A 21,841-nucleotide genomic window follows, 5' to 3' on the forward strand; every position below is an offset into this window, starting at 1 on the left:
CGTAGGGAGGTGACTCATTTTTGCTCGAGACCATAGAATTAGACATCAGCTTTGGAAAGCATAGAGCCGACACGAACTGGAAGCCTGAGTACCTAACTTGGGATGAGTTCGTGGACAAGCTCCGGAAGGTCCGGCGTACGACCGAGACAATGGCGCAGTACGATAAGATGCAAAAGCCTGCCAGAGACAAAATTAAAGACGGACCTTCTTTCGTAGGCGGACTTATTCGGGGAGGCCGGCGTAAGAAAGAGAACGTCGATACCCGCAGCTTAATTACGCTAGACGTGGATCATGCAGATGATGATTTCTCATTCATCTGTGAGCTAGTGCTGGGTGGTACTGCTTACGCATTCTATTCCACGCACAGCCATCGACCGGAGAAGCCAAAGTACCGACTGATCGTACCAGTGAACCGTGCAATGACTCCGGACGAATATACAGCGGTCAGTAGGAAGCTGGCGGAGCAGATTGGTATGGCATACATGTGTAAAACGACGTTCCATGTCCATCGGCTCATGTACATGCCAAGCTGCTCGAAGGATGCAGAGCCGGTTCTGGAAGTCGCCGAGGGCGGTGCGCTCTCCGTCGATAGCGTGCTTGACCAGTACGATGATTGGCAGGACGTTATGGCTTGGCCGAGGCATGCTGACGATAAGGCGGGACCGCAGCTCGGCGGGAAGAAGGCGCAAGACCCGCGGGAGAAGATCGGCACAATCGGGCTATTCTGCCGGGCGTACACGATCGAAGAAGGGATCGACGAATTCCTATCGGACGTCTATGTCCCGGGGTCGATGCCGAATCGATACACCTATGCTGCGGGAACGAGCGGTAACGGGCTCGAGATATATCCTGATCAAGATCTCGCGTTCTCCCATCAGGATTCAGATCCCGTTGCTGATGGCCGGACTTATAACCTGTTCGATCTGGTCCGCATTCATAAGTTCGCGCACCTGGACGACCGGGCCAAGGAGTTTACGCCGGATGCCAAGAAGCCGAGTCACATGGCAATGGAACACTTCGCCGCCAGTCAGCCTGGCGTTAAGCGGCTGAAGATGTCCGAGATACAGGACTCCTTCGGGGATATGGACGTGGGCGATGAACCCGCTGAGCCTGATCCGGAGGACGAGAACTGGCAGGACAAGCTCGATATGCATCACAAGACTGGGCTTCCGCTTGCAACGTCGGGGAATGTGGAGCTCATCCTATCCCACGACGTATGGCGGAACGTGCTCGCGTATGATGCCTTCGGTAATTCGGAGGTTGTACGGAAACCGCTGCCTTGGCGGGATCGGGAGAGACCGAATCGGGGATACGAGCCATGGCTAGGCGCGGATGACAAGCGTCTGCAGCATTGGTTCTCCAAGGTCTACGGGATCCGCGGACAAGCTACGATTCAGAACGCGTTTACGGAAGTTGTTCATGCAAATAAGTTCCATCCGATCAAGTCATACATCGAGTCGCATAAGTGGAACGGCGTGCAGCGCATCGATTCGGTTTTCATTGATTACTTAGGTGCGGATGATACGCATTACGTTCGCCAGGTAACCCGTAAGATGTTCCTTGCTGCTGTCGCTAGACTCTATCAGCCGGGTTGCAAGTTTGACGAGATGCTAGTTCTGGTGGGGCCGCAGGGCGCGGGTAAGAGTAGCTTACTTGCGAAGCTTGGCCGTGAGTGGTTCTCGGACTCCTTGCGGACGTTTGAGAACAAGGAAGCCGGCGAACATTTGCAGTCGGGTTGGATATTCGAAATCGGTGAGCTGTCGGCGCTTAAAAAGTCCGAGGTCGATGAGGTAAAGGCGTTTCTATCGAAGACTGAGGACCGTTACCGGGTTGCCTATGATCGCCAGGTATCAGAGTTCCCCCGCAAGTGCGTGTTCTTCGGCACGACCAATACACGGGACTTTCTGAGGGACGAGACGGGGAACCGCCGCTTTTGGCCCGTAGACATTGACCCGGCAAAGGCGCGTTTAAGTCACTGGGACCATTTAACGGACGACGTGGTGGGGCAAATCTGGGCGGAGGCGCTTCACCTATACAAGGCGGGGGAAACCTTGGAACTGGATCGGGAATCTGCCGAAACGGCGAAGCTGCATCAAGCTTCACATCTGGAGATTGACCCACGTGAGGGACACATACAAGAGTGGCTAGAAAAGCCAATCGAAGATGATTTCGGCGGCGAGCCCTATTACCATAAACGCGTTTGTGCCGCGAAGATATGGGTCGAGTGCTTGGGAGGCAGAATCGGCATGATGCAGAAATGGGATGCACGTTCCTTGTGCGATATCATGAGGCGCATGCCGGGGTGGAAGGAGTTGTCGGGTCGCGTCCGCGTACCAGAATACGGGCAACAAACAGCGTTTGATAGGGTGAGCATTAAAAAATGAATGATGCATCTGATGCATCACCTATTGAATCATCGTGATGCTATAAGGATGCATTAAAAAGTCTCTTATAGCATCATGATAAACCCAAGAAGGACAAGGGTTCAGCGGTTGCTGATACAGATGATACATTAAGTTTCTTCTATATAAGATATTAATAAATAACCACGTATAGGGGATATGGAATACAGGTTAAACGCATACACCTCTATACGCGTGTATAAGAATCACATCATCAGGGATCGGGTGACAACATGAGAGAGTCAGCACTGGAACGACGACTGGTACGAGAGGTGAGAGCTATCGGAGGGGATGCGCCCAAGTGGGTATCCCCCGGCAACAATGGTGTACCTGACAGAATCGTCATCCTACCGAACGGCCGGACGATATACGTCGAGATGAAAGCCCCGGGCAAACCCTTAGCGCCTCTACAAGCGAAATGGGCGAGGAAGCTTCTTGGAATGGGGCACAAACATTACAAGATAGATTCGCATGAGGACATCGATCGGTTTATTGCCGAAGTGGTAAGCGGATGAAGTACAAACCGCATCAGTACCAGGAATACGCGACGGCGCGGATCATGGATACGCCGTTTATCGCTTTGCTGCTTGAGATGGGATTGGGAAAAACTGTAAGTACCTTGACAGCGATCGACATGCTTCTGAATGACTTTTTCGATGCAAGTCGAGTACTGGTCATCGCGCCGCTTCGGGTGGCAGACGACACTTGGGCCCGCGAAGTGGAGAAGTGGGACCACTTGAAGCATCTGCGGATCTCGAAGGTACTAGGTAGTGTTACCGTTAGGCGTAAAGCATTGAAAGCCGAAGCCGATGTCTGGGTGATTAACCGGGAGAACGTGGAATGGCTTGTCACGGAGTATGGCAGTAAATGGCCTTTCGATATGGTCGTCATCGACGAGTCTAGTAGCTTTAAGAATCCGCAGTCTAAACGGTTTAAGGCGTTGCGTCGGGTCCGTCCGATGATTAAGCGTATCGTCGAGTTAACCGGGACGCCGGCACCAAATGGTTTAGAGGATTTATGGGCGCCGACCTATTTGTTAGACCAGGGGGAGCGGCTAGGCAAGACGATCACGGGTTACCGAGACCGATACTTTACCCCCGGAGCCCGTAGCGGCCACGTCGTCTATGACTGGAAGCAGAAGAAGGAAGCCGAGGAACGCATTTACGAGGCGATCGCGGATATCGCCGTGAGCATGAAGGCGAAGGATTGGTTGGAGCTCCCGGAGCGAATCGACGTACCAGTGCCGGTTAAGTTATCGGACGAGGCACAGGCGTTATACAAGAAGCTTGAACGTGATCTACTTCTGCCTTATCAAGACGCGGACGTCGTAGCGAACACCGCGGCCGTCCTGTCGAACAAGCTTCTGCAGATGGCCTCCGGCGCCGTCTACGACGAGGAACGAGGAATTAAGCTAATCCATGACGCCAAGCTGGACAAGCTGGAGGACATAATCGAGGCAGCGCAGGGTAAGCCGGTCATGGTGTTTTACAACTTCAAGCATTCGCTTTCCCGAATCCAAGAGCGATTCCCGCAAGCGCAGATTCTACGGAAAGGTAAAGACGGCAATGAGGATATACGGGCTTGGAACAACGATGAAACCCCACTTTTACTTTTGCATCCGAAGTCAGCCGGTCACGGTCTGAACCTTCAGGAGTCCAGCTGTCAGACCGTTGTCTGGTATGACCAGATATGGAGCCTTGAAGAGGATCAGCAAGCAAATGCGAGGGTTCATCGCCAAGGGCAGACAAGAAGGATCGTCGTCATGCGCCTTGTAGCCGAAGGAACGATGGACGAACAAGCCATCGACGCGTTGGAGCGCAAGGCAACCGGACAAGAAGCATTAATGCAAGCAGTAAAAGCGAGGATTAGCAAAATACAACAAGAGGGGTAAACACCATGAGCGACAATGTAAATCATCCAGAGCATTACACGGCCGGGAAAATCGAATGCATCGACGCGATTGAGGCGGCTACCGAAGGACTTGACGGCTTCGAGGGGATGTTGACGGGTAACACGTTAAAGTACCTCTGGCGTTGGAAGAAGAAAAACGGCGTTGAGGACCTGAGAAAAGCCCGTTGGTACTTGGACAAGCTGATTGAGAAAGCGGGTGATCCGGAATGAGCTATCCGATACCGAACCGTAAGCCTGAACCCAGTTATCATTCCGGACTTATCATCTACCAGTTGACGGACGTCGAGCGAGCTTATCTTGATGGCGGAGAACTGCATCGCATCCCAACAGCGGATCAAAGAGGATTAAAACCAGAGCCGCCAATGCCGTTAGGTACAAAGCTAGAGGCCATCAAGTACGATTCGATGCTTCGGCGATCGTACACAGGTAAATACAAACACGTCACCAAGGAACTCCTTCAACGGGAGTTAGCTTCCGGAAAGTTGCTTAATGATATCGCAGAGGAACAAGGCGTACCCCGCGGCATGATGGATTACCTGTTAAAGATTAATGGACTGGCTTCGAGAGGTGATGGCGGATGACATGGGTCAAGGAGCGGAAACGCGAATACGCAGCAGGCAAACGACAACTAGAGCAATACCGCGATAAGCTTTTGACCGTAGATCCCGAGGAAGTAGCAGAAGAACTAACGATCGTCGAGGGCATGATCGCCGACATGAATTATTCCCTGGAGTGGATGCGGACAGGCAGGCAACCGAACACGCGCCGCGGTGTTGATATCAAAGATGCCTATAAGCGATCGATCCTGATGGATATGGACCTGATGCCGACACCTGAGCCAGAGGAAGAGATTACGATTACGATAACTCAGAAGCAAGCAGCCGTTAGAATCCTGATGAAACTTTCGCCTCGAGAACTGGAATGCTATCTGCTTAACATGTCGAATGGATTAAGCGAAAGAGCGATTGCGAAAGAATTAAAGTTATCGAGGACGACAGTACAGAAAAACATTCAAAGGGCGAAATCCAAAGTCCTGCAAGAGGTTTGAGGTTTCTTGTCGTCCACCTGTCGTCCAAAGTGGCATTAATATATAGGGGGATATATTCGACACCGGATGCGACTACAGTCGCCCAAGGATTCCGGACGTGATCGACTATATCCTAGCAGCACCGATCCGTGCATGTTGATTGTCAGTATTTTGTGTGCAAACTTTAACTGACATTCGGAGGTGCCAAACATAACGACCGACCGCGTATACCAGGACAAGCCTCCTGATGGAACGTTGTCGGTCATCTTATTTCCTGGCCTTCGGGTCATTATCCAGTTGCTTCGCAAGGCCTCCCCTTGCCTTCTCCTGCCGTGTATCGGAACGGTGCGAAGCGGCTTCCGAGTTTTATTACTGGAGATGATAACGTGCTTAAGAAATTCTGTCGCAAGCAAGGATGCAAGAGCTTCGCAGAAGATGGTTACTGTGAACGCCATAAGCAAGAGGCACAAGCATATGACCAATACCGTGATTCATCGTCCAAGCGTGGCTATGATGCCAGGTGGAGGCGTGAGCGCAAGGCATTCCTGAAGGTACATCCGCTATGCGTTCAATGCATGGAGGCAGGCAGGGTCGTCGCTGCTACAGTAGTAGATCATATTAAACCCCACAAGGGTAACAAGATATTGTTCTGGGATAAGAACAACTGGCAGCCGTTATGTAAGCAGCACCATGATAGGAAGACAGCGATAGAGGATGGAGGTTTTGGACGTGGATGATACAACATTAACGGTAATACAGAAGATAGCTTATTTGCGTGAGTTAAGAGCGTTTATCGAAGGCGATACTTTCAATGCTGAAGGAAAATGCATTTGGGTAACTAGAGCGGAGCAGGTCTGTGACTCAATCGAGAAAGATCTCGGAATCAAGACCGAGGATGAGCCGAAGGGGTAGGGGGAGGTTAAATCCCTATCAACTCTTATACCGAAGACCGCGTATCCAGTTTTTGCACGAGAAAATTCGTTTTATGAAATTCTAGCTATTCTATTGGAACTTTTTGTATGGTATCATTCCTTTATTCTGTAGTGGGGGTACCATCATGTCGAAAGAGATCCATTTGAACGAAGAGAAATTTAAGATGATTTCTGGGTTTATTAACACGGCATACCGTGATTATTTAGCAGCTCGTATACTATTTAATGCTGGCCAGTTATACAGGGCAATAATCATCTCAAACACTAGCATTGAGAAGTATCTTAAAGCATATCTTTGGGCAACAGGTAAGCAAAGCAAAATCCATGTTGTTGAAAAGCTATTCGCCGAAGCTTGTAAACTATATCCGGAATTGAATGCAATTAACGCAGAATTTATTAAAAAGATCAGTGAATCTTATTCACTTCGATATTTCGACAACGAAGTATTTACAAAGGAGAACGCCAAATTCCGAATTACGGTTGAACAATATAAATCACTTGCTGAACTAGACTTCACGGTTGATCTATTACAAAATCTGTTAGTTGTTGAGTTTCAAGGACGTAGGCTGCAAGGGATGTATCATGCTGATCGAGAAAGTAAAAATCAGCACTTGTTCTTAAACAACTTTGTTTTATCCGGCATCGATAAAAAGGCTTTGGTAGAGAGTGAACAAATGATCTATCGAGTTCGGGTTAACACAATTGGTGGCATGAATGGTTTGGAAGAGCAAATTTTTCGAACCAAAGATGTTAAGGATGACGGAAAACACTTCTACCCGTACCCATAAAAACAATTAGAGACTGCTTCCTACAGGTGGAAGTGGTTTTTTATTTTGGCAAGGAGGTGGCCCTGATGGGCAGAAACTCGAAACCAGTTGCTCTGCACATCGCGGAGGGCAACCCGAATCGATTAACGAAGGAACAGATCGCAGCTCGCAAGGATGGCGAAGTGAAACTGGGTGGTAAGCTTAGCAAGCACGAACTCGAGAAGCTTCGAAAGCCGACATTCGTCTCCAAGGACAGAGTGGCCAACAAGCTCTGGAATGACCTGATCAAAGAATACGTTTCGGCAGCGGAACAAGGCGTCGAGCTTCTCACGAGTTCCGACGTCGGCATGCTTGCTATGTATTGCAAGACGTATTCCGAATACGAGCGATTGCTGATCCAGTATCAACGACTCGAGAACGTCAAGATCGATGAGCATATCCTCGACGAATACATTGGCCGGGCTAAGGACGTCGACGAGGTCAACTATAAGGCGCTTCGATATCTCTCTCAATTGGCATCGATCGAGGGCATTTTGAAGATCGAAACGGCCATCAACAAGAAGATGGACATGCTCTTGAAAATGCAGGACCGACTCTTCCTCAATCCACTGGCTAAGGTTAAGAACGTACCAAAGCCGAAGAAGGAAGAGAAGCCGGTGAGCAAGTTCGGTAAGTTTGGCGGCGGCCGAGGTGGATAGGCTGCAGAAATATCCGTACAACACGATTGCTGAGATAGACCGGGTAACGGCTTATGCTCAAGAGGTTGTGTCTGGTCGTATTATCGCAGGAATAACCCAAAAGCAAGCCTGCGAACGCCACTTAAACGACCTGAAACGACAGGGTACGGAGGAATTTCCTTACGTATTCGACCCGGAAAAAGCACAAGAGCTTATCGATTTCGCCGAAACATTGACCCTTGCAGAGGGCGAAGACCCGCAGCCGCTTGAGTTATATGGCTTTCAGGACTTTTGTTTCGGGAGTTGGAACGGCTGGATAACGCAAGATGGGTATCGTAGATTCCGTACATCCTATATCCAAGTGGCGCGCCAGAACGCGAAATCACTTGGGAATGCCGTGCCGACATTGTTCTACGGCAATTTCGACGGGTATCAATATCCGCAAATATACTGCGCGGCTACGAAGGAGCTTCAAGCCCGGATCGTCCTGAAGGAATGTATCAAATTCATTAACGCGGATCCGGAGCTCGCTGGAAGTAAATACGATCCGGGATTATTTACCGTTAAGGACTACGCCAGTACGATCGTCTGCAATGAAACGCACGGCGAGATCCGAGCCCTCGGTCGAGATACGAAATCCATCGACGGTTTTCGGCCGTACTTCGCCAGCGTCGACGAATACCATCTACACAAAGATAACCAGATGTACAAGCTGTTGTCCGATGGTACGAAGAAGCTCCTGCAATGCTTGATATCGGTTATCACGACCGCCGGCTTCGATCTTCGGGGGCCATGTTATGAGCTCTACAATTACTGCAAACTGATCCTTGCCGGGGTTCATACCGATGAGACGCAGTTTGTTTTTATTTGTGAGCTCGATAAGGATGACGATATCTGGGACGAAGCCAACTGGCCGAAGGCTAACCCGCTATGGACGGATCAGACGCTTGTCAGCTTGCGCGGTGACGCGATCAAGGCGAAGCAGATGCAGGGAGAAGAACTGCGGAACTTCCTGACGAAGAGCCTTAACCAGTGGGTCCAGTTCGCTGAAAACCAGTATATGAACTTGGAACATTGGAAAGCTTGCGAGAGCGACACAACGATCGAGGATATGGTTGGGAAAGAGTGTTATCTTGGGCTCGACTTATCCAGCGGGGGTGATCTTACATCTGGCGCCTTGGAGTTTCCGATCCAAGTCGAGCAACACCGGAAGTATTACATTCATTCGCATTCCTTCATCCCGTCCAAGCGCGTCGCGGAGCACATCAAGACAGACAAAGCTCCTTATGACATGTGGATACGCGACGAGCTGCTGACCGTCACTGAAACGCTCGGCGGCGTAAAGACGGATTACAAATATATCCTGAGTTATTACAGGGACCTGATTCAAAAATATAACCTGAAATTAAAAGGCATCGCTTATGACCCTCATAATGCGGATGCCTTTTTGCCTGACTTGGAAGAGTTCGGCGTCGATTGCGTGGAGATCGTCCAGTCCGCGAAGAGCCTGAATGACGCGACGGTCGATTTCCGGCTCGAAGCTGAAGCCGGCAACATTATCTACGATCGACGGAATAAGCTACTGACCTGGTCGATGGCGAACGCCAAAACGGTAAGTAATAGCTTTGGAGAGATCAAGATCGACAAAGACGCGGCCACGAAGCGGATCGACCCAGTCGATGCCGTGATCGATGCGCACAAGCTTGCTTTGGCTGCGGGTAAACCGAAGGAGTCCGTCTACGAGCGTCGCGGCATTGTGACTTACTAGGGAGGTGATGACTACGAAAATTAGAATCCCGTTTACTAACAAGATGTTGAACATAAGCGCATCTACCTTGGCTCATCCATCGAGATGGGTAGAGGATTATTTTGGAGGTCGGGAAACACGATCCGGAATTAGGGTTACCGATGAATCGGCTATGCGTGTCACGGCGTATCTAGCTGCGGTAAAAATTATTTCTGAAACAATCGCTTCTCTTCCCTTGAATGTCTACCAAGATAAAAACGGAAAACGAGAACGTGCTACAGATCACCCACTTTATGAGATTTTGCATTACCAAGCCAACCCGGAAATGACTGCATACTCCTTTCGAGAAACGATTCAAGGGCACATTTGTAACTGGGGTAACGGGTACGCTTATATCGATCGGAATGGGGCAGGAGCCGTGACAGCATTATGGCCGTTGCTACCTGACCGGACTCGCCCAGACAGGGACAAAAACGGAAATCTAATTTACTGGACGCTACTTCCCAATACGAATGAGCCCCGTAGGTTAGATGCTTTCGACGTCCTCCACATCCCCGGGTTCGGCTTCGATGGGATTGTCGGATATAACCCGGTCAAGCTTGCCCAGGAAGCGATAGGCTTATCATTGGCTGCGGAAGAATTCGGGGCTACGTTTTTTGGAAATGGCGCTACTCCCTCTGGTGTTATTGAGTACCCCGAGGCGTTATCGGATAAGGCGTTGGAGAATTACAAAACGGAAGCAAGGGCGGCTTACCAAGGGTTAACCAATGCGCATAAGCTGATGATCCTTGAAGAAGGCTTGAAATATCATCAAGTCACGATACCACCGGATGCCGCGCAGTTCTTAGAAACTCGAAAGTTTCAAATAGCGGAAATCGCCCGGGTATTCCGAGTCCCACTCCATATGCTCCAAGAACTGGACCGTTCTACAAACAATAATATCGAGCATCAATCGATAGAGTTTGTGGTCCATACGATCCGTCCATGGCTTGTTCGCTGGGAACAAAAGATTCGTATGCAGCTGATATCCAAGCGAGAGAGGCGAGCTGGTTATTACTCCGAGTTCGTCGTTGAAGGTTTGCTTCGCGGTGATACGAAAAGTAGATACGAGTCGTATGGCGTAGCTTTGGATAAGGGTTGGATGAATCCGAACGAGGTTAGGGCTCTGGAGAATCAAAACCCTTATGAAGGCGGAGACACATACCGCGTACCGCTCAATACGGGCAAGGTAAATCCGGACGGCAGTACTGACTCTGGGCAGGAGGTGAGAAAAGAGAGTGAGTAAACGATATTGGGAAGTCGTTAAAGCGGCAGCGAATAAAGCTGAACTGCTTATTTATGGTGAAATCAGTTCAATGGCGTTTTGGGGTGATGAGGTCACGCCGAAAGACGTAAACGACATGCTGAACGCCATCGGGGACAACATCTCCGAGTTGACGGTCCGGATTAACAGTCCGGGTGGAGATGTATTCGCAGGAGTTGCTATTCACTCCATGCTTAAACGCCATCCCGCGAACGTTACCGTTTACGTGGACGGGCTAGCTGCTTCGATCGCTTCAATCATAGCTTTGGCCGGTAACAAAATCGTTATGCCGAAGGGATCATTAATGATGATCCATCGACCGATGGGCTCGGCGCGTATGTCTCGATCCGAAGGTCTGAGACAACGAGCGGACCTGCTCGACAAGATCGAGAATGAAATGACGGATCTCTATAGTACGAAGTCAGGGATATCGGCAGAAGACATTAAAGTCCTGCTTGAAAAGGAAACGTGGTACACCGCGGAAGAAGCGGTTGCCGCGGGACTGGCTGACGAAGTAGAAGGCGATCTGGAAGTCGCGGCTTGCTTGCAGGGAGATACAGCGATCATTAATGGCGTCGAGGTAAATTGGAAGCAGTTCGCAAACGCCCCGATCCTGCCAAAGGTCGAAAGTCCTGCGGCAGTAGATTACAGCTTCAAAAATGCCGCGAGAAATCGCGAGCTCCAATTGAAATTCAGGGAGGTCTGAAGAAATGCGTGCAAAAATCAATGAACTGCGTCAAGAACGCGCAAGTGTTTGGGAAAAGGCGAAAGCGCTGAATGAAACGGTGCTTGCCGCTAGCAGAGACTTTTCTGCAGATGAGCAAACGCAGTACGACAGCATGATGTCCGACATGGACAAGCTGAAGAATCAAATTGATCGGCTTGAAACCGCGCTGAAAACGGACGAGGAAATGAACAATTCTGGCGGAGGTTCACAGTTCCGTCAACCTCCATCGGGTAACGGCGGAAATGTCGATGCCCGTTCCACTCCGGAATACAGAGCTGCCTTCGAACGATTCCTTGTTAATGGGGTCAACGCGCTCACGCCGGAGAACATTCGCGCGATGTCTGCTGATCCAGATGCCGGCGGTGGCTATCTAGTCACGCCTCAGCAATTCGTTACTGAATTGCTCAAAGAAGTGGACAACATGACCCACATTCGACAGTTTGCCACTGTTCACACACTTACCCAAGCGAAATCGCTGGGCGTAGTTACGTTGGATAGCGATGTGGGTGACGCAGACTGGACGACTGAGCTGCGTACCGGCAATGAAACGGACATCGAGCTCGGTAAACGCGAATTGCGTCCGCACCCGTTGGCAAAACGGGTCAAGGTGTCGAATACGCTTCTTCGTTTATCTGCCGGTGGAGCAGAGGCACTCGTTCGTTCACGTCTTGCTTATAAATTCGGCGTTTCGCAAGAGAAAGCATTCATGACGGGTGACGGAAATCAAAAGCCGCTCGGATTGTTCACTGCTTCTACTGATGGCATTCCAACATCTCGCGACGTTGTGGGTAGCAATACGGCAACAGAGATTAAAGCTGACACGTTGATTGATGCCTTATACAGCTTGAAAGAGGCGTATCAAGTCAACGCTCGTTGGGGCTTCCACCGTGATGTGGTGAAGGCAATCCGCAAATTGAAAGACGCAACAACGGGTCAGTATTTGTGGCAACCCGGATTACAAAACGGCCAACCAGATATGATATTGGCGAGACCGTTCTTCCAGTCCGAGTATGCACCGAATACCCTGACGACGGGACAATACGTCGGTATCGTTGGTGACTTCCGTTATTACTGGATCGTTGACGCGCTCAACCTGGCTGTTCAACGTTTGGTCGAGTTGTACGCTGAAACGAATCAAACAGGATTCATCGGCCGATATGAAGGCGACGGTCAACCGGTTTTGGCTGAAGCATTCACCCGTATTAAAATGGGGTAATGCTCCCTAGCACATATGAACACCGAATGAAGCCGATGCCCGCACGGCTTTTTTATTATGCGGGCAAATAATATCAAGGAGCTGAAACTAAGTGAATCTATCAAACGGGATCAAGATAACAAAGGTGAAAGCTGCTTCTGTTACTGGAACAACAGAAGTCCTTTCCGATGTCGTGGATATGGCCGGCTACGAAGGCGTTTTGTTTTTTACGACGATCGCTTCGTTCAACGCCGGAAATTTTATTAAAGGTCGTCAAGGCACGAACGCTACGGTTACCGATGCCGCAGATCTGAAGGGCTCGAAAGTTGTGGCGACGGCTGACGGCGAGGTGGTCTGGTTAGACATCTACAGGCCTCAAGAAAGATATGTTCAGTTATCCGCAATTCGTGCCGGAGTAACTACGGTATTGGGCGATATTTACGCGCTGCAGTATGAAAGCCGGAAACAAATCGTTGATAACGATGTAACGAATACGATTGTCGGCAAACTGTTGATTTCACCGGACGAAGGAGCAGCGTAAACATAGACCGGGTCAAACCGGTCTTATTCTTTTTTAGGACGGTGAAACGAATTGAAAATAAAAATGATTACTCTGGCTGCGGGTCCAAACGGTGTGAAGCAGCCTGGTAAAGTCTATGAGGTTGACGAAATAGAGGCTAGCACGCTAGTAGATGGCGGCTATGCTTCATACGTGGATTCTCCTCCAGAAGAGAAAAAAGAATCGGCCGACAACTCCTATGATTCTATATCTGGTGAATTGATCGGATATTGTTCGATTGTGCCCGAAAATGTGGGGGAGGAGCACATATTCGGAGATGTTTTGTACGCCTTCGATCGGGAAGAAGAAGGGAAGCTTTACTTCTCTAAACCTAAACCGGAGCCTATCTCTCTCGAATCTTTCACTGAACTGAAGGCTGATGAGCAGAAAGTGCTTCTGGCTGATCTGCAGATTGATGGTGACATTGGCAATGAAGAGAAACGGATTGCGCTCTACGCTGCTTATCTGGAATCCAAGGCGGCTCCTGCCGCAGAATGAGGTGATCCGGCATGGCCGGCTTAAAGCTAATAACTCCGCCGGCCACTGAGCCGGTTACTTTGGGAGAGATCAAGGATCAACTGCGAATCGATCAGGATGACGCATCCTTGAATGCTACACTCGAGCCGCTAATTACCGCGGCTCGGGAGTGGTGCGAAGGTTATCAAAATCGAGTCTACATCACGCAGACGCTTGAGCTCGCTTTGGACGCTTGGCCTTGCACGGCATGGATCGAATTGCCGCGCCCACCGCTGAAAAACGTGACGTCTCTCGTATATACCGACAATGAGGGAACAGCAACAACGTGGGACCCGGCTAACTATGTCGTCGATGAATATTCTTTTGTCGCAAAACTGGTTTGCAGTATCGGTTGGCCATCCGTTAGATTAGCCAAGGTAAACGGAGTTAAGGTCCGTTACGTCGCTGGATACGGCGCAGCAACCGACGTCCCGAAGAAGATCAAGCAGGCAATTACGCTTCTCGTCTCTCACTGGTTCGAACACGGGGAATGCGATCCTCCGCCGGCGGTTTACTCGCTTCTTAACATTGATCGGGTGGTGCCAGTATGAGTTGCACCGACAAGGGTAAGTCGCTAATTGCGCGGCTGAATAAGTGTGTTGTGATTCAGCGACCTGCAGGTACAGTGGACGAGTACAATCAGCCGTTAGATGCGTGGGTGGATGTCGCAACGACCTGGGCGGCTATTGAGCCACTTCGTGGACAAGAGTTTTTCGCCGCGATGCGTGAGAACGCAGAAGTGACGACGCGGATCCGTATCCGCTACCGCCCGGGCATCGATCGCACGATGCGCGTTAACTATAACGGCCTGCCATTCGAGATCCTGCACATCATCAATCCCGAGATGGCGAACAAAGAGCTTCAGCTCATGTGTAAGGAGCGTCAGTAACATGGCACGGGTCGAGGGGATGCGGGAATTAGAACGTGCGATAAGGCGGCTGGGACAAGTCCCGCAACGATCTGTTACGAAAGCCGCTCGTGCCGGTGGATCGATCGCGCTGCGAGCAGCTAAGCGGAACGCACCTGTGGACGAAGGGAACCTGAAAAAGGGCCTTATCATGAAGGCTGAACGTCGCGTGACCGTTGGAAAAAAGGTTTACGACATCATGCCAGATCCGCGAATGAACGACGTATTCGTAAAAGTCTCTGAATCCGGCGAGCGCTCGTATTATCCTGCATCGCAAGAGTTTGGCTATTTGACGGAGAGCGGGCATTACATTCCGGGTTACCGGTATATGGCCCGCGCGGTCGAGGATAACAGCAGAACAATACAACGTAAAATCATCGACACGGCGACGACGGATATCGACCGGGCATGGAGAGGGAGGTAGACATGAATTTTGAAGCAGCATTGACGATTGAATTGGAATCCATCCCCGCGCTGAATAATCGTGTCTACCCTCTCGCGGCGCCCGAGGAGAAATTCAATTTAACGCAGCCGTATTTGATATTCGTATCCAGCGCGGGGCTGAGAACAAGGGATCTTGATTCCTACCAGTCCGGTAAAACGGTGAAAGGCGAGCTTAATGTAATTGCACCACGTTTCGGGGATGTAGTCACGACCATGACCAGCGTCATCGACAAGCTCGTAAGCATGGAGCAACGAGCCATCGGCGGCACGGGCCCGTTCATCCAGGAGATCGTTTATCGGCAGCCTGTTGAGATGTACGAAGACAAACCGAAGCTCTATCGGAGCCTCGTGGAATTTGAAGTTTATTTCTAAGAGAGGGTGATTGCATTGAAAGCCAAACGTTCTGTTGGAACGAAGATTAAAATCGGCTTGAATTTTATTGCCGGTCTAACATCGATTGGTGCTCCAGAGAAGACGGCCGACACACTGGACATAACGACGCTAGATAGCGACGGCGGATACCGCGAGTTCATTGGTGGCTTCAAGGACGGTGGAGAGGTATCCATTTCTGGTTATTTCGATCCGAGTGACTTGGGTCAAACGGCGCTCGATACAGCCTTCGAGGCAGGAGATGCAACCTCATTCGAGATCATCTTTCCTTCCGATCTTGGCGCGAGCTGGGTGTTTAACGGTGTCGTCACGTCGTACAGCGGCGGTAATGCGGAATTGGAAGAAATCGTCGCATTTGAAGCGACTATCAAAGTTAGCGGCAAGCCTGTTCTAGCCTTGACCGCGAGTGCTGGTCTTTCCGCTCTTGCTCTCACTGGCGCAGGCGGTGCGCTTGCTCCGACGTTCGATAACGGCAAGTATACGTACACGTTTAGCGGTGTAACGGCTGCTAGCATTACCGTCACTGCAACGGCAGCGGGCCATACGCTTAAGCTTTACCTCGACGGTGTGTTCTCGTCTGAATTAACGACGGCCGTTGCTTCGGGTGCAATTCCATTGACGCTTAACGTCGCCAAGAAATTGACGATCGTAGCGCAAGAAGAAGGCAAGACGCCTGTTATTTACGAGGTCGTCGCGCTTAAGACGGCATAATCCAAAGCATTGGGAATATCAGATCGCGGCTAGGGCTTAAGGGCTCTAGCCTATTTTGATTGGAGGAAAAATCAGATGAGTGATAACAACGATGTAGTAATTGTAAACCTCGACAGACCACGTGAGCTACGTTTTGGACATAAAGCACTTAAACGATTGTCGGCAGTAACCGGCAAGGGAATGGACGACATGGTCGAGGACGAGATCGACTTTAAGCAACTGGAGGAAATCTTCTTCTATGGTTTGGAGCGTGATGCCAGAGAGCATAACGAGACGTTAACCATGGATCAGATGGAGGACATTCTCGACTGTGCTGAGTCCTACGCTTACCTCATGGCAAAGATGACCGAAGCTCTCCAGAAAGCGACGGGTAACCTTACGGGAAACGGTCAACCGGCGGGGAAGACGGTGAATCAACCGAATCCAAGCCGTGGGACTGGGAGGAATCGCTAAAGTCGGCAATCCGGATCGGCATAAACTTACGCGACTATGACGACATGACGCCCCATGAGCTCAATTTGCATATCATCGCGCACAATGAGCGATCGACGAGCGAATACAACGAGAATCGGATCAGTTCTTATTTGACCGCTTATTGGGGTCGCGTGAAGAGGATGCCAGAGCTTAAAAAGCTACTGATTCAAGAGCCGAAGGCAAAGAAGAAACAGACCGACAGCGAGATGCTTTCGATGATTAAGCGTCTGCATGCGAAATTCGGCAGCGGAGAGGAGGGACAAGGATAATGAGTGTAGTACGGAATCTACTCGTCCGGATAGGCGCGGACTTGTCCGGTTTACGGAACGCCCAAAGGGAAATCAAAAATACGGTCCGAACGATCGGGGCAACGCTCGCGGGTCTGGGCGTCGGGTTAGGATTTAAGACAGCACTCGATGAAGCAATCAAGTTCGAAGCAGCTATGGGGCAGATTAACCGTCTTCTCGGGAATAACGCGCAAGAGTTTACGAAGTGGGCGAACGAGAGCGCTTCGGCTTTTGGTTTTGCTCGGTCCGAAGCGGTGCAGTTTGGCGCGACGTACGCAAATCTCTTGAGCGGCTTTTCATCTGGTACTGCGGAAACGATGCGACGTACGCAGGATCTCCTTAAAGCTTCTGCCGTCGTCGCCAGCTCAACCGGTCGGACGATGGAAGACGTTATGGAGCGGATCCGATCCGGTCTACTCGGGAACACCGAGGCGATTGAGGATCTCGGTCTAAACGTCAACGTCGCGCTGATAGAATCGACGAAAGCTTTCCAGCAGTTTGCGAACGGAAAGTCATGGCAACAACTCGACTTCAACACGCAGCAGGCGATCCGATATTTCGGCATCCTCGAGCAGGCAACGACTAAGTATGGACTTGAGCTCGCCAATAACACCGCATCAAGACAGGCGGCGTTTGTCGCCCAGCTCAAGAATACGCGGCTTGCACTAGGACAAGCCTTCCTGCCGATCTACAATGCCATCCTTCCCGCACTTACACGGTTCGCTACCGCTCTCGCGAATACGATGCAATTCATTGCTGCTTTCTCTCAAGCGCTATTCGGTTCCAAGAAGGCACAGCAGCAAACCAACACGGTTAACGCGCAAGCGGGGGCGGTAAGCGGGTTAGGTGATGCATACGAAAAGGCCGGCAAGCAGGCGCAAAAATCCGTAGCTGGATTCGACCAGGTTAATCTCGTCGGCGGGACTTCTGGCGGAAGTAACGATGCTACAGGCGGCGGAGGCTCAATGCCTGTACCCGATACCGGAGCGCAAGAAGGGATTCTCTCCGGTGTAGGCGATGGAATGGACACGGTCGCTGAGAAGGCAAAGGCGATGGCCGACCGCGTTAAAGCCGCGTATGGGAGCCTGACGAGTTTCATCAAAAGCAATTCCGATATAATCATTGCTTCGTTAGCTGCTGTCGGCGCTGGATTCGCAACTGCGTTTGCTATTGCAAAGTGGGGATCGATCGTTGCTACTGTCCAGAAAGTAGGAGCTGTTATAGCTGCTGCATTGGGCGCAGTATCGGCAGTCGTTTTGGCGATCGTAGTAGCCGTTGCTGCATTAGTTGGCGCCTTCGTTTATTTTTACCGAACGAATGAGAAGTTCAGAGGTTTTGTCGACGGCATTCTCCGTGAGATCGGCGAGGCGGCTGTTTGGCTTTGGCAAAACGTCCTTGTACCACTTGGGCAGTACATCGGAACTGGTTTCGTTGCAGCATGGAATGCGCTAACGGTAGCTGCTGAGTGGTTATGGAAAAACGTACTCGTCCCCCTCGGTAACTTCTTGGTGACCTTTTATAGTCAAGCGATACCCGTAGCTAGGGTACTGAAAGACGTACTTGGGGTTGCCTTCAAGTTTGTTTCCGACGTCGCGAAATCATTTTGGGAAAAGGTTCTCCTCCCTCTCGGTAAAGCACTGACCGAGGTTTTCGGTCCAGCTGTAGAAGCGGCTTCCACAGTCTTAACATTCTTTTGGAAGAAAGTCACGGAGCCATTAGGCAGGTTCATCGGGAATTCTCTTATCGCTGTATTTAGACTTCTGGCGTCTACGATTACGATACTTTGGCAGAGCGTATTGAAGCCAGTAGCAACGTTTGTAGGCGGAGTTTTCCTAGGCGTGTTTAATAACGTATTTAATTCAATCGGCGATATCATTGACGGGACGAAAACTGCTTTTATCGGACTCATGAATTTTATCACTGGCGTTTTCAGCGGCAATTGGTCTATGGCATGGAACGGCATGAAGGCAGTATTTAAGGGCGTCTTTAATTCGCTGTACGGAATCATTAAGCTGCCGCTGAATCTGATTATCGACGCGATCAACAAAGTAATTGAGGGCCTGAACAGTATCAACATCGATGCTCCAGACTGGGTGCCCGGATGGGCCGGGGGCGGAGAGTCATTTGGTATTAGCATTCCAAAGATTCCGAAACTCGCAAAAGGCGGTCTAGCATTCGGACCGACGCTCGCCATGGTCGGAGATAACAGGGGCGCTTCTGCGGATCCGGAAGTCATCGCGCCTCTATCAAAGCTGGAGGCGATGCTCGGCAAGGACGATAACCGGGAGGTTGTTGGCGTTCTTAAGGCGATCTTAGCTGCGGTTAAATCTAGCGGCAGCGGTGACCAGGCAACGATCAGTAAAACGGATCTCGCCCGCGCAGCAGCTACCGGACTCAACGATCTAACCCGGCGATCCGGACGGAATTTAGTAATCACATAAGGAGGCGGCGATATGCAGCTTAAGATTAACGGCGTTGAGATCGCCGCTTACCCCATTGATTTTCAAGTAACTATTCTTGACCTGGACGATGCCGATTCTACGACGCGGACCGCAGATGGCACGCTAAACCGGGACCGTGTAGCTGTCAAACGGCAGATCGAAATGGGGTTTAATCCGCTACCGTGGGCGGATATCTCAGCTATTCTTCAGGCTATGGATGCTGTGTTCTTCGACTTCTATTACCCTGACCCGATGGCCGGTGCATACGTCACTAAGCGGATGTACGTCGGCAACCGTCCTGCGGCAATTCCGATTGTGAAAGGCGGGGTCCTCTGGTGGGACGGTCTTCAGATCACCCTGACGGAGCGATGATATGTATCCAATTTCTGCACTATACACGGAATACCTAAAGCGCCATGATCGCGAGTTTCTGGTTAAAGCAGACATCACCGGCACTGAATACAGTAATGACGTCATCGTCGATTTCACCATTGAGAACAGCCTCGTACTCGGTGAGGAGTTTGAGATCGGGACGACGATCCTCTCCAAGCTAACCATTAAACTCAGGACAGAGGACGTTATCGCGCCTAACGCTCGGATCGTCCCTTACCTATCTCTCCGGTTACCTCCGGAACTAGCTGGCGCGGAATCACCTTGGCAAGACGTGGCCGTCGCATGGCAAGACGCAGCCTTTCCCTGGGGTGGTGCTCAAACGGAGTGGATGCCTCTCGGTGAGTTTTACGTCGATAGTCGGGAGAAGATCAACGATACCTGGGTTTACACCTGTTACGATCGGCTGGTGTGGGCGGATGTGGCGTATATCTCATCGCTTACATACCCGACGACGCAACAAGCCGTCTGGGATGAGATATGCGGCAAGCTCGGATATACCTACGACAGTAGCGTAACCATTAACCCGGCGTATCAGATCCAAGCGGGTCCGGCTGGCTACAGCATACGTCAAGTGCTCGGATACATTGCGTCGGCTAATAGCGCGAGTGTATTTGTTGGCAAGGATGGGAAGATAAAGTTCAGGCGATTTACCGCATCGGATTCAGCAGTATTCGAAATGACCGCATCTGATTATATCCGGGCAGCACAGACTAACCCGGTTAAGACCTATACCCGCGTTGTCGTGATGTACGATACGGAAGACGAGCTGACCTACGAGGCAGGGACAGGCGACGATAATCATACGTTGTTCGTTGAGAATCCGTTTGCTACGCAAGAGATAACAAATGACTTGCTATCGGCGTTTAACGGTTTCTCTTATCAGCCGGTGAACATGGACGCTCGGGGCTTCCCACAGATCGAGGCAGGAGACCGGATCCGGTTCGGTCATAATATTGAAAGTCTAGCATGGCAAGACGCAAACACGGCATGGGAAGATACGGCATACAGCTGGGACGGTTATACGAGCGGCGGGATAACACTCGCATTGCATAACGTGTTCTCATTCAAAGGCGGACTCAAGATGTCAGTCGAAGCCCCTTCCAAGTCCGAACAGCAGAGCGAGTTCGTGGTTGAGGGGTCGCTTACGCAGCAGGTTAATAGGATGAACCGAGACGCTGTCAGACTCGGCAAGTCGTATTACGGTGCTACCCTCACACGGACTGAAGGGCTGACGATCGAGAGAGAGGATCACGCATCCAAGGTCATCCTGAATAGCGATAAGCTATCGTTTCAAGCAGGTGGCGTTGATAAGATTTACTTCGACACGGTTGCTGGCAAGTACAAGTTCAACGGAACGCTCGAAGCGTCTGATGGCGTGTTCAGCGGGTCGCTCTCGGCGGCTACGGGGACGTTCAGCGGTAATTTATCGGCGGCTGGCGGGACGTTCTCGGGGACTCTTGTTGGTGTCGACGGAACTTTCAGCGGAACGATAACGGCGTCTTCAATAAGCGGGGGAACGATCACTGGAGCTCTGATTCAAACGGCAGAATCCGGAATATTTCCGAGATCCGAAATGTCGAGCTCAAATGACATGATTGGAGTTTATGGGTCTATTGATAAATTTATAACTCTTGAAGCTCTTGACCCAGGTTATGGTGTTCCTTTATTGCAATTTTCGAATGGCGCAGTGAGAACAGATTTATACCAGTTTCCAGCTTTGTTTATTATGCAGTCTAATACTGACATGCTCATTGATTCTACTAACGGGGAGGTCAGATTGGGGGGCACTAAAGTTCGGATTGGTTCCTGGAACGATTTAATTAGCACTAGCAATGGAGGTACGCTCCAACAAGCATTGGATTCAAAAGCGGAATCGTCAGCAGTCAATGCAAAGGCAGATTTGTCGTATGTCGATTCTAATTTTGCCTATAATATGGCGTTTGACAACAGCACAAGGAACCTAAAAATCTTCTCAAGAAACGGTGTTACTCTAGCAACGGTTAACATTCCCTAACTAATCGTGATATAATA

26 protein-coding genes are annotated in these 21,841 nt (G+C 50.5%); all 26 read left to right on the forward strand.

Features of this window, described 5'->3' with window-relative positions:
- The first annotated feature begins 20 nt into the window (after positions 1 to 20).
- Entirely contained in the window at positions 21 to 2,384 is a 2,364-nt protein-coding gene (locus E2980_RS03325; RefSeq protein WP_240702831.1) for a virulence-associated E family protein, read from the forward strand.
- A gap of 251 nt (positions 2,385 to 2,635) precedes the next feature.
- The gene (locus tag E2980_RS03330) at positions 2,636 to 2,917 is read left to right on the forward strand and encodes a VRR-NUC domain-containing protein (protein WP_135150697.1); all 282 of its coding nucleotides are present in this window, start codon (positions 2,636 to 2,638) and stop codon (positions 2,915 to 2,917) included.
- Positions 2,914 to 4,293, forward strand: a complete 1,380-nt coding sequence (locus E2980_RS03335) for a DEAD/DEAH box helicase (protein ID WP_135150698.1) — start codon at positions 2,914 to 2,916, stop codon at positions 4,291 to 4,293. The genes E2980_RS03330 and E2980_RS03335 overlap by 4 nt, the downstream gene beginning before the upstream one ends.
- Positions 4,294 to 4,298: 5 nt before the next feature.
- Positions 4,299 to 4,523 (forward strand): DUF3310 domain-containing protein, encoded by a 225-nt coding sequence (locus E2980_RS03340; RefSeq protein WP_135150699.1) that lies wholly within the window; start codon positions 4,299 to 4,301, stop codon positions 4,521 to 4,523.
- Positions 4,520 to 4,894, forward strand: coding sequence for a hypothetical protein (locus tag E2980_RS03345; protein ID WP_135150700.1), 375 nt, complete (start codon positions 4,520 to 4,522; stop codon positions 4,892 to 4,894). The genes E2980_RS03340 and E2980_RS03345 overlap by 4 nt, the downstream gene beginning before the upstream one ends.
- Positions 4,891 to 5,361, forward strand: coding sequence for a sigma factor-like helix-turn-helix DNA-binding protein (locus E2980_RS03350; protein WP_135150701.1), 471 nt, complete (start codon positions 4,891 to 4,893; stop codon positions 5,359 to 5,361). The genes E2980_RS03345 and E2980_RS03350 overlap by 4 nt, the downstream gene beginning before the upstream one ends.
- A 554-nt stretch (positions 5,362 to 5,915) precedes the next feature.
- Complete coding sequence (locus E2980_RS25000; RefSeq protein ID WP_338080605.1) at positions 5,916 to 6,077, forward strand: HNH endonuclease signature motif containing protein; 162 nt, start codon at positions 5,916 to 5,918, stop codon at positions 6,075 to 6,077.
- Positions 6,070 to 6,252, forward strand: coding sequence for a hypothetical protein (locus E2980_RS03360; protein ID WP_135150703.1), 183 nt, complete (start codon positions 6,070 to 6,072; stop codon positions 6,250 to 6,252). Before E2980_RS25000 ends, E2980_RS03360 begins: the two co-directional genes overlap by 8 nt.
- 145 nt (positions 6,253 to 6,397) lie before the next feature.
- Positions 6,398 to 7,060 (forward strand): HEPN domain-containing protein, encoded by a 663-nt coding sequence (locus tag E2980_RS03365; protein WP_135150704.1) that lies wholly within the window; start codon positions 6,398 to 6,400, stop codon positions 7,058 to 7,060.
- A 65-nt stretch (positions 7,061 to 7,125) separates the two neighbouring features.
- On the forward strand, positions 7,126 to 7,737 hold the full coding sequence (locus E2980_RS03370) for a P27 family phage terminase small subunit (RefSeq protein ID WP_135150705.1): 612 nt from the start codon (positions 7,126 to 7,128) through the stop codon (positions 7,735 to 7,737).
- 34 nt (positions 7,738 to 7,771) lie between these two features.
- Positions 7,772 to 9,484 carry a terminase large subunit gene (locus E2980_RS03375; protein ID WP_135150774.1) on the forward strand — a complete coding sequence of 571 codons (1,713 nt, stop codon included), beginning with the start codon at positions 7,772 to 7,774 and terminating at the stop codon, positions 9,482 to 9,484.
- A gap of 43 nt (positions 9,485 to 9,527) precedes the next feature.
- On the forward strand, positions 9,528 to 10,748 hold the full coding sequence (locus E2980_RS03380) for a phage portal protein (protein ID WP_276322236.1): 1,221 nt from the start codon (positions 9,528 to 9,530) through the stop codon (positions 10,746 to 10,748).
- Positions 10,741 to 11,472 carry a head maturation protease, ClpP-related gene (locus E2980_RS03385; protein ID WP_135150707.1) on the forward strand — a complete coding sequence of 244 codons (732 nt, stop codon included), beginning with the start codon at positions 10,741 to 10,743 and terminating at the stop codon, positions 11,470 to 11,472. The genes E2980_RS03380 and E2980_RS03385 overlap by 8 nt, the downstream gene beginning before the upstream one ends.
- 4 nt (positions 11,473 to 11,476) lie before the next feature.
- The gene (locus E2980_RS03390) at positions 11,477 to 12,709 is read left to right on the forward strand and encodes a phage major capsid protein (RefSeq protein ID WP_135150708.1); all 1,233 of its coding nucleotides are present in this window, start codon (positions 11,477 to 11,479) and stop codon (positions 12,707 to 12,709) included.
- Between the two features lie 91 nt (positions 12,710 to 12,800).
- Positions 12,801 to 13,229: a hypothetical protein gene (locus tag E2980_RS03395; protein WP_135150709.1), complete on the forward strand. Its 429-nt coding sequence runs from the start codon at positions 12,801 to 12,803 to the stop codon at positions 13,227 to 13,229.
- Between the two features lie 51 nt (positions 13,230 to 13,280).
- The gene (locus tag E2980_RS03400; protein WP_135150710.1) at positions 13,281 to 13,745 is read left to right on the forward strand and encodes a hypothetical protein; all 465 of its coding nucleotides are present in this window, start codon (positions 13,281 to 13,283) and stop codon (positions 13,743 to 13,745) included.
- A gap of 11 nt (positions 13,746 to 13,756) precedes the next feature.
- Entirely contained in the window at positions 13,757 to 14,314 is a 558-nt protein-coding gene (locus E2980_RS03405; RefSeq protein WP_135150711.1) for a head-tail connector protein, read from the forward strand.
- Positions 14,311 to 14,652: a phage head closure protein gene (locus E2980_RS03410; RefSeq protein WP_135150712.1), complete on the forward strand. Its 342-nt coding sequence runs from the start codon at positions 14,311 to 14,313 to the stop codon at positions 14,650 to 14,652. The genes E2980_RS03405 and E2980_RS03410 overlap by 4 nt, the downstream gene beginning before the upstream one ends.
- A 1-nt stretch (position 14,653) precedes the next feature.
- The gene (locus E2980_RS03415) at positions 14,654 to 15,094 is read left to right on the forward strand and encodes an HK97 gp10 family phage protein (protein ID WP_240702833.1); all 441 of its coding nucleotides are present in this window, start codon (positions 14,654 to 14,656) and stop codon (positions 15,092 to 15,094) included.
- 2 nt (positions 15,095 to 15,096) lie between these two features.
- Positions 15,097 to 15,486: a DUF3168 domain-containing protein gene (locus tag E2980_RS03420; RefSeq protein WP_240702835.1), complete on the forward strand. Its 390-nt coding sequence runs from the start codon at positions 15,097 to 15,099 to the stop codon at positions 15,484 to 15,486.
- A 6-nt stretch (positions 15,487 to 15,492) separates the two neighbouring features.
- The gene (locus tag E2980_RS03425) at positions 15,493 to 16,215 is read left to right on the forward strand and encodes a phage tail tube protein (protein ID WP_240702837.1); all 723 of its coding nucleotides are present in this window, start codon (positions 15,493 to 15,495) and stop codon (positions 16,213 to 16,215) included.
- 75 nt (positions 16,216 to 16,290) lie between these two features.
- Entirely contained in the window at positions 16,291 to 16,668 is a 378-nt protein-coding gene (locus E2980_RS03430) for a hypothetical protein (protein ID WP_135150715.1), read from the forward strand.
- A 44-nt stretch (positions 16,669 to 16,712) separates the two neighbouring features.
- Positions 16,713 to 16,958: a hypothetical protein gene (locus E2980_RS03435; protein ID WP_135150716.1), complete on the forward strand. Its 246-nt coding sequence runs from the start codon at positions 16,713 to 16,715 to the stop codon at positions 16,956 to 16,958.
- Positions 16,958 to 19,417 carry a phage tail protein gene (locus E2980_RS03440; RefSeq protein ID WP_135150717.1) on the forward strand — a complete coding sequence of 820 codons (2,460 nt, stop codon included), beginning with the start codon at positions 16,958 to 16,960 and terminating at the stop codon, positions 19,415 to 19,417. The genes E2980_RS03435 and E2980_RS03440 overlap by 1 nt, the downstream gene beginning before the upstream one ends.
- A gap of 12 nt (positions 19,418 to 19,429) precedes the next feature.
- Positions 19,430 to 19,789 carry a DUF6711 family protein gene (locus E2980_RS03445; protein WP_135150718.1) on the forward strand — a complete coding sequence of 120 codons (360 nt, stop codon included), beginning with the start codon at positions 19,430 to 19,432 and terminating at the stop codon, positions 19,787 to 19,789.
- Position 19,790: 1 nt separating this feature from the next.
- Positions 19,791 to 21,824, forward strand: a complete 2,034-nt coding sequence (locus E2980_RS03450; protein ID WP_135150719.1) for a hypothetical protein — start codon at positions 19,791 to 19,793, stop codon at positions 21,822 to 21,824.
- The last annotated feature ends 17 nt before the right edge of the window (positions 21,825 to 21,841 follow it).

Source organism: Cohnella luojiensis (genome assembly GCF_004564235.1).
GTDB lineage: Bacteria > Bacillota > Bacilli > Paenibacillales > Paenibacillaceae > Cohnella > Cohnella luojiensis.

Excerpts from the sequence above, each read along its gene's own strand:
- E2980_RS03330 (WP_135150697.1), top strand. The coding sequence starts at position 2,636 with ATGAGAGAGTCAGCACTGGAACGACGACTGGTACGAGAGGTGAGAGCT.
- E2980_RS03335 (WP_135150698.1), top strand. The coding sequence starts at position 2,914 with ATGAAGTACAAACCGCATCAGTACCAGGAATACGCGACGGCGCGGATC.
- E2980_RS03340 (WP_135150699.1), top strand. The coding sequence starts at position 4,299 with ATGAGCGACAATGTAAATCATCCAGAGCATTACACGGCCGGGAAAATC.
- E2980_RS03345 (WP_135150700.1), top strand. The coding sequence starts at position 4,520 with ATGAGCTATCCGATACCGAACCGTAAGCCTGAACCCAGTTATCATTCC.
- E2980_RS03350 (WP_135150701.1), top strand. The coding sequence starts at position 4,891 with ATGACATGGGTCAAGGAGCGGAAACGCGAATACGCAGCAGGCAAACGA.
- E2980_RS25000 (WP_338080605.1), top strand. The coding sequence starts at position 5,916 with ATGGAGGCAGGCAGGGTCGTCGCTGCTACAGTAGTAGATCATATTAAA.
- E2980_RS03365 (WP_135150704.1), top strand. The coding sequence starts at position 6,398 with ATGTCGAAAGAGATCCATTTGAACGAAGAGAAATTTAAGATGATTTCT.
- E2980_RS03370 (WP_135150705.1), top strand. The coding sequence starts at position 7,126 with ATGGGCAGAAACTCGAAACCAGTTGCTCTGCACATCGCGGAGGGCAAC.
- E2980_RS03380 (WP_276322236.1), top strand. The coding sequence starts at position 9,528 with ATGTTGAACATAAGCGCATCTACCTTGGCTCATCCATCGAGATGGGTA.
- E2980_RS03390 (WP_135150708.1), top strand. The coding sequence starts at position 11,477 with ATGCGTGCAAAAATCAATGAACTGCGTCAAGAACGCGCAAGTGTTTGG.
- E2980_RS03405 (WP_135150711.1), top strand. The coding sequence starts at position 13,757 with ATGGCCGGCTTAAAGCTAATAACTCCGCCGGCCACTGAGCCGGTTACT.
- E2980_RS03410 (WP_135150712.1), top strand. The coding sequence starts at position 14,311 with ATGAGTTGCACCGACAAGGGTAAGTCGCTAATTGCGCGGCTGAATAAG.
- E2980_RS03415 (WP_240702833.1), top strand. The coding sequence starts at position 14,654 with ATGGCACGGGTCGAGGGGATGCGGGAATTAGAACGTGCGATAAGGCGG.
- E2980_RS03420 (WP_240702835.1), top strand. The coding sequence starts at position 15,097 with ATGAATTTTGAAGCAGCATTGACGATTGAATTGGAATCCATCCCCGCG.
- E2980_RS03430 (WP_135150715.1), top strand. The coding sequence starts at position 16,291 with ATGAGTGATAACAACGATGTAGTAATTGTAAACCTCGACAGACCACGT.
- E2980_RS03435 (WP_135150716.1), top strand. The coding sequence starts at position 16,713 with ATGACGCCCCATGAGCTCAATTTGCATATCATCGCGCACAATGAGCGA.
- E2980_RS03440 (WP_135150717.1), top strand. The coding sequence starts at position 16,958 with ATGAGTGTAGTACGGAATCTACTCGTCCGGATAGGCGCGGACTTGTCC.
- E2980_RS03445 (WP_135150718.1), top strand. The coding sequence starts at position 19,430 with ATGCAGCTTAAGATTAACGGCGTTGAGATCGCCGCTTACCCCATTGAT.
- E2980_RS03450 (WP_135150719.1), top strand. The coding sequence starts at position 19,791 with ATGTATCCAATTTCTGCACTATACACGGAATACCTAAAGCGCCATGAT.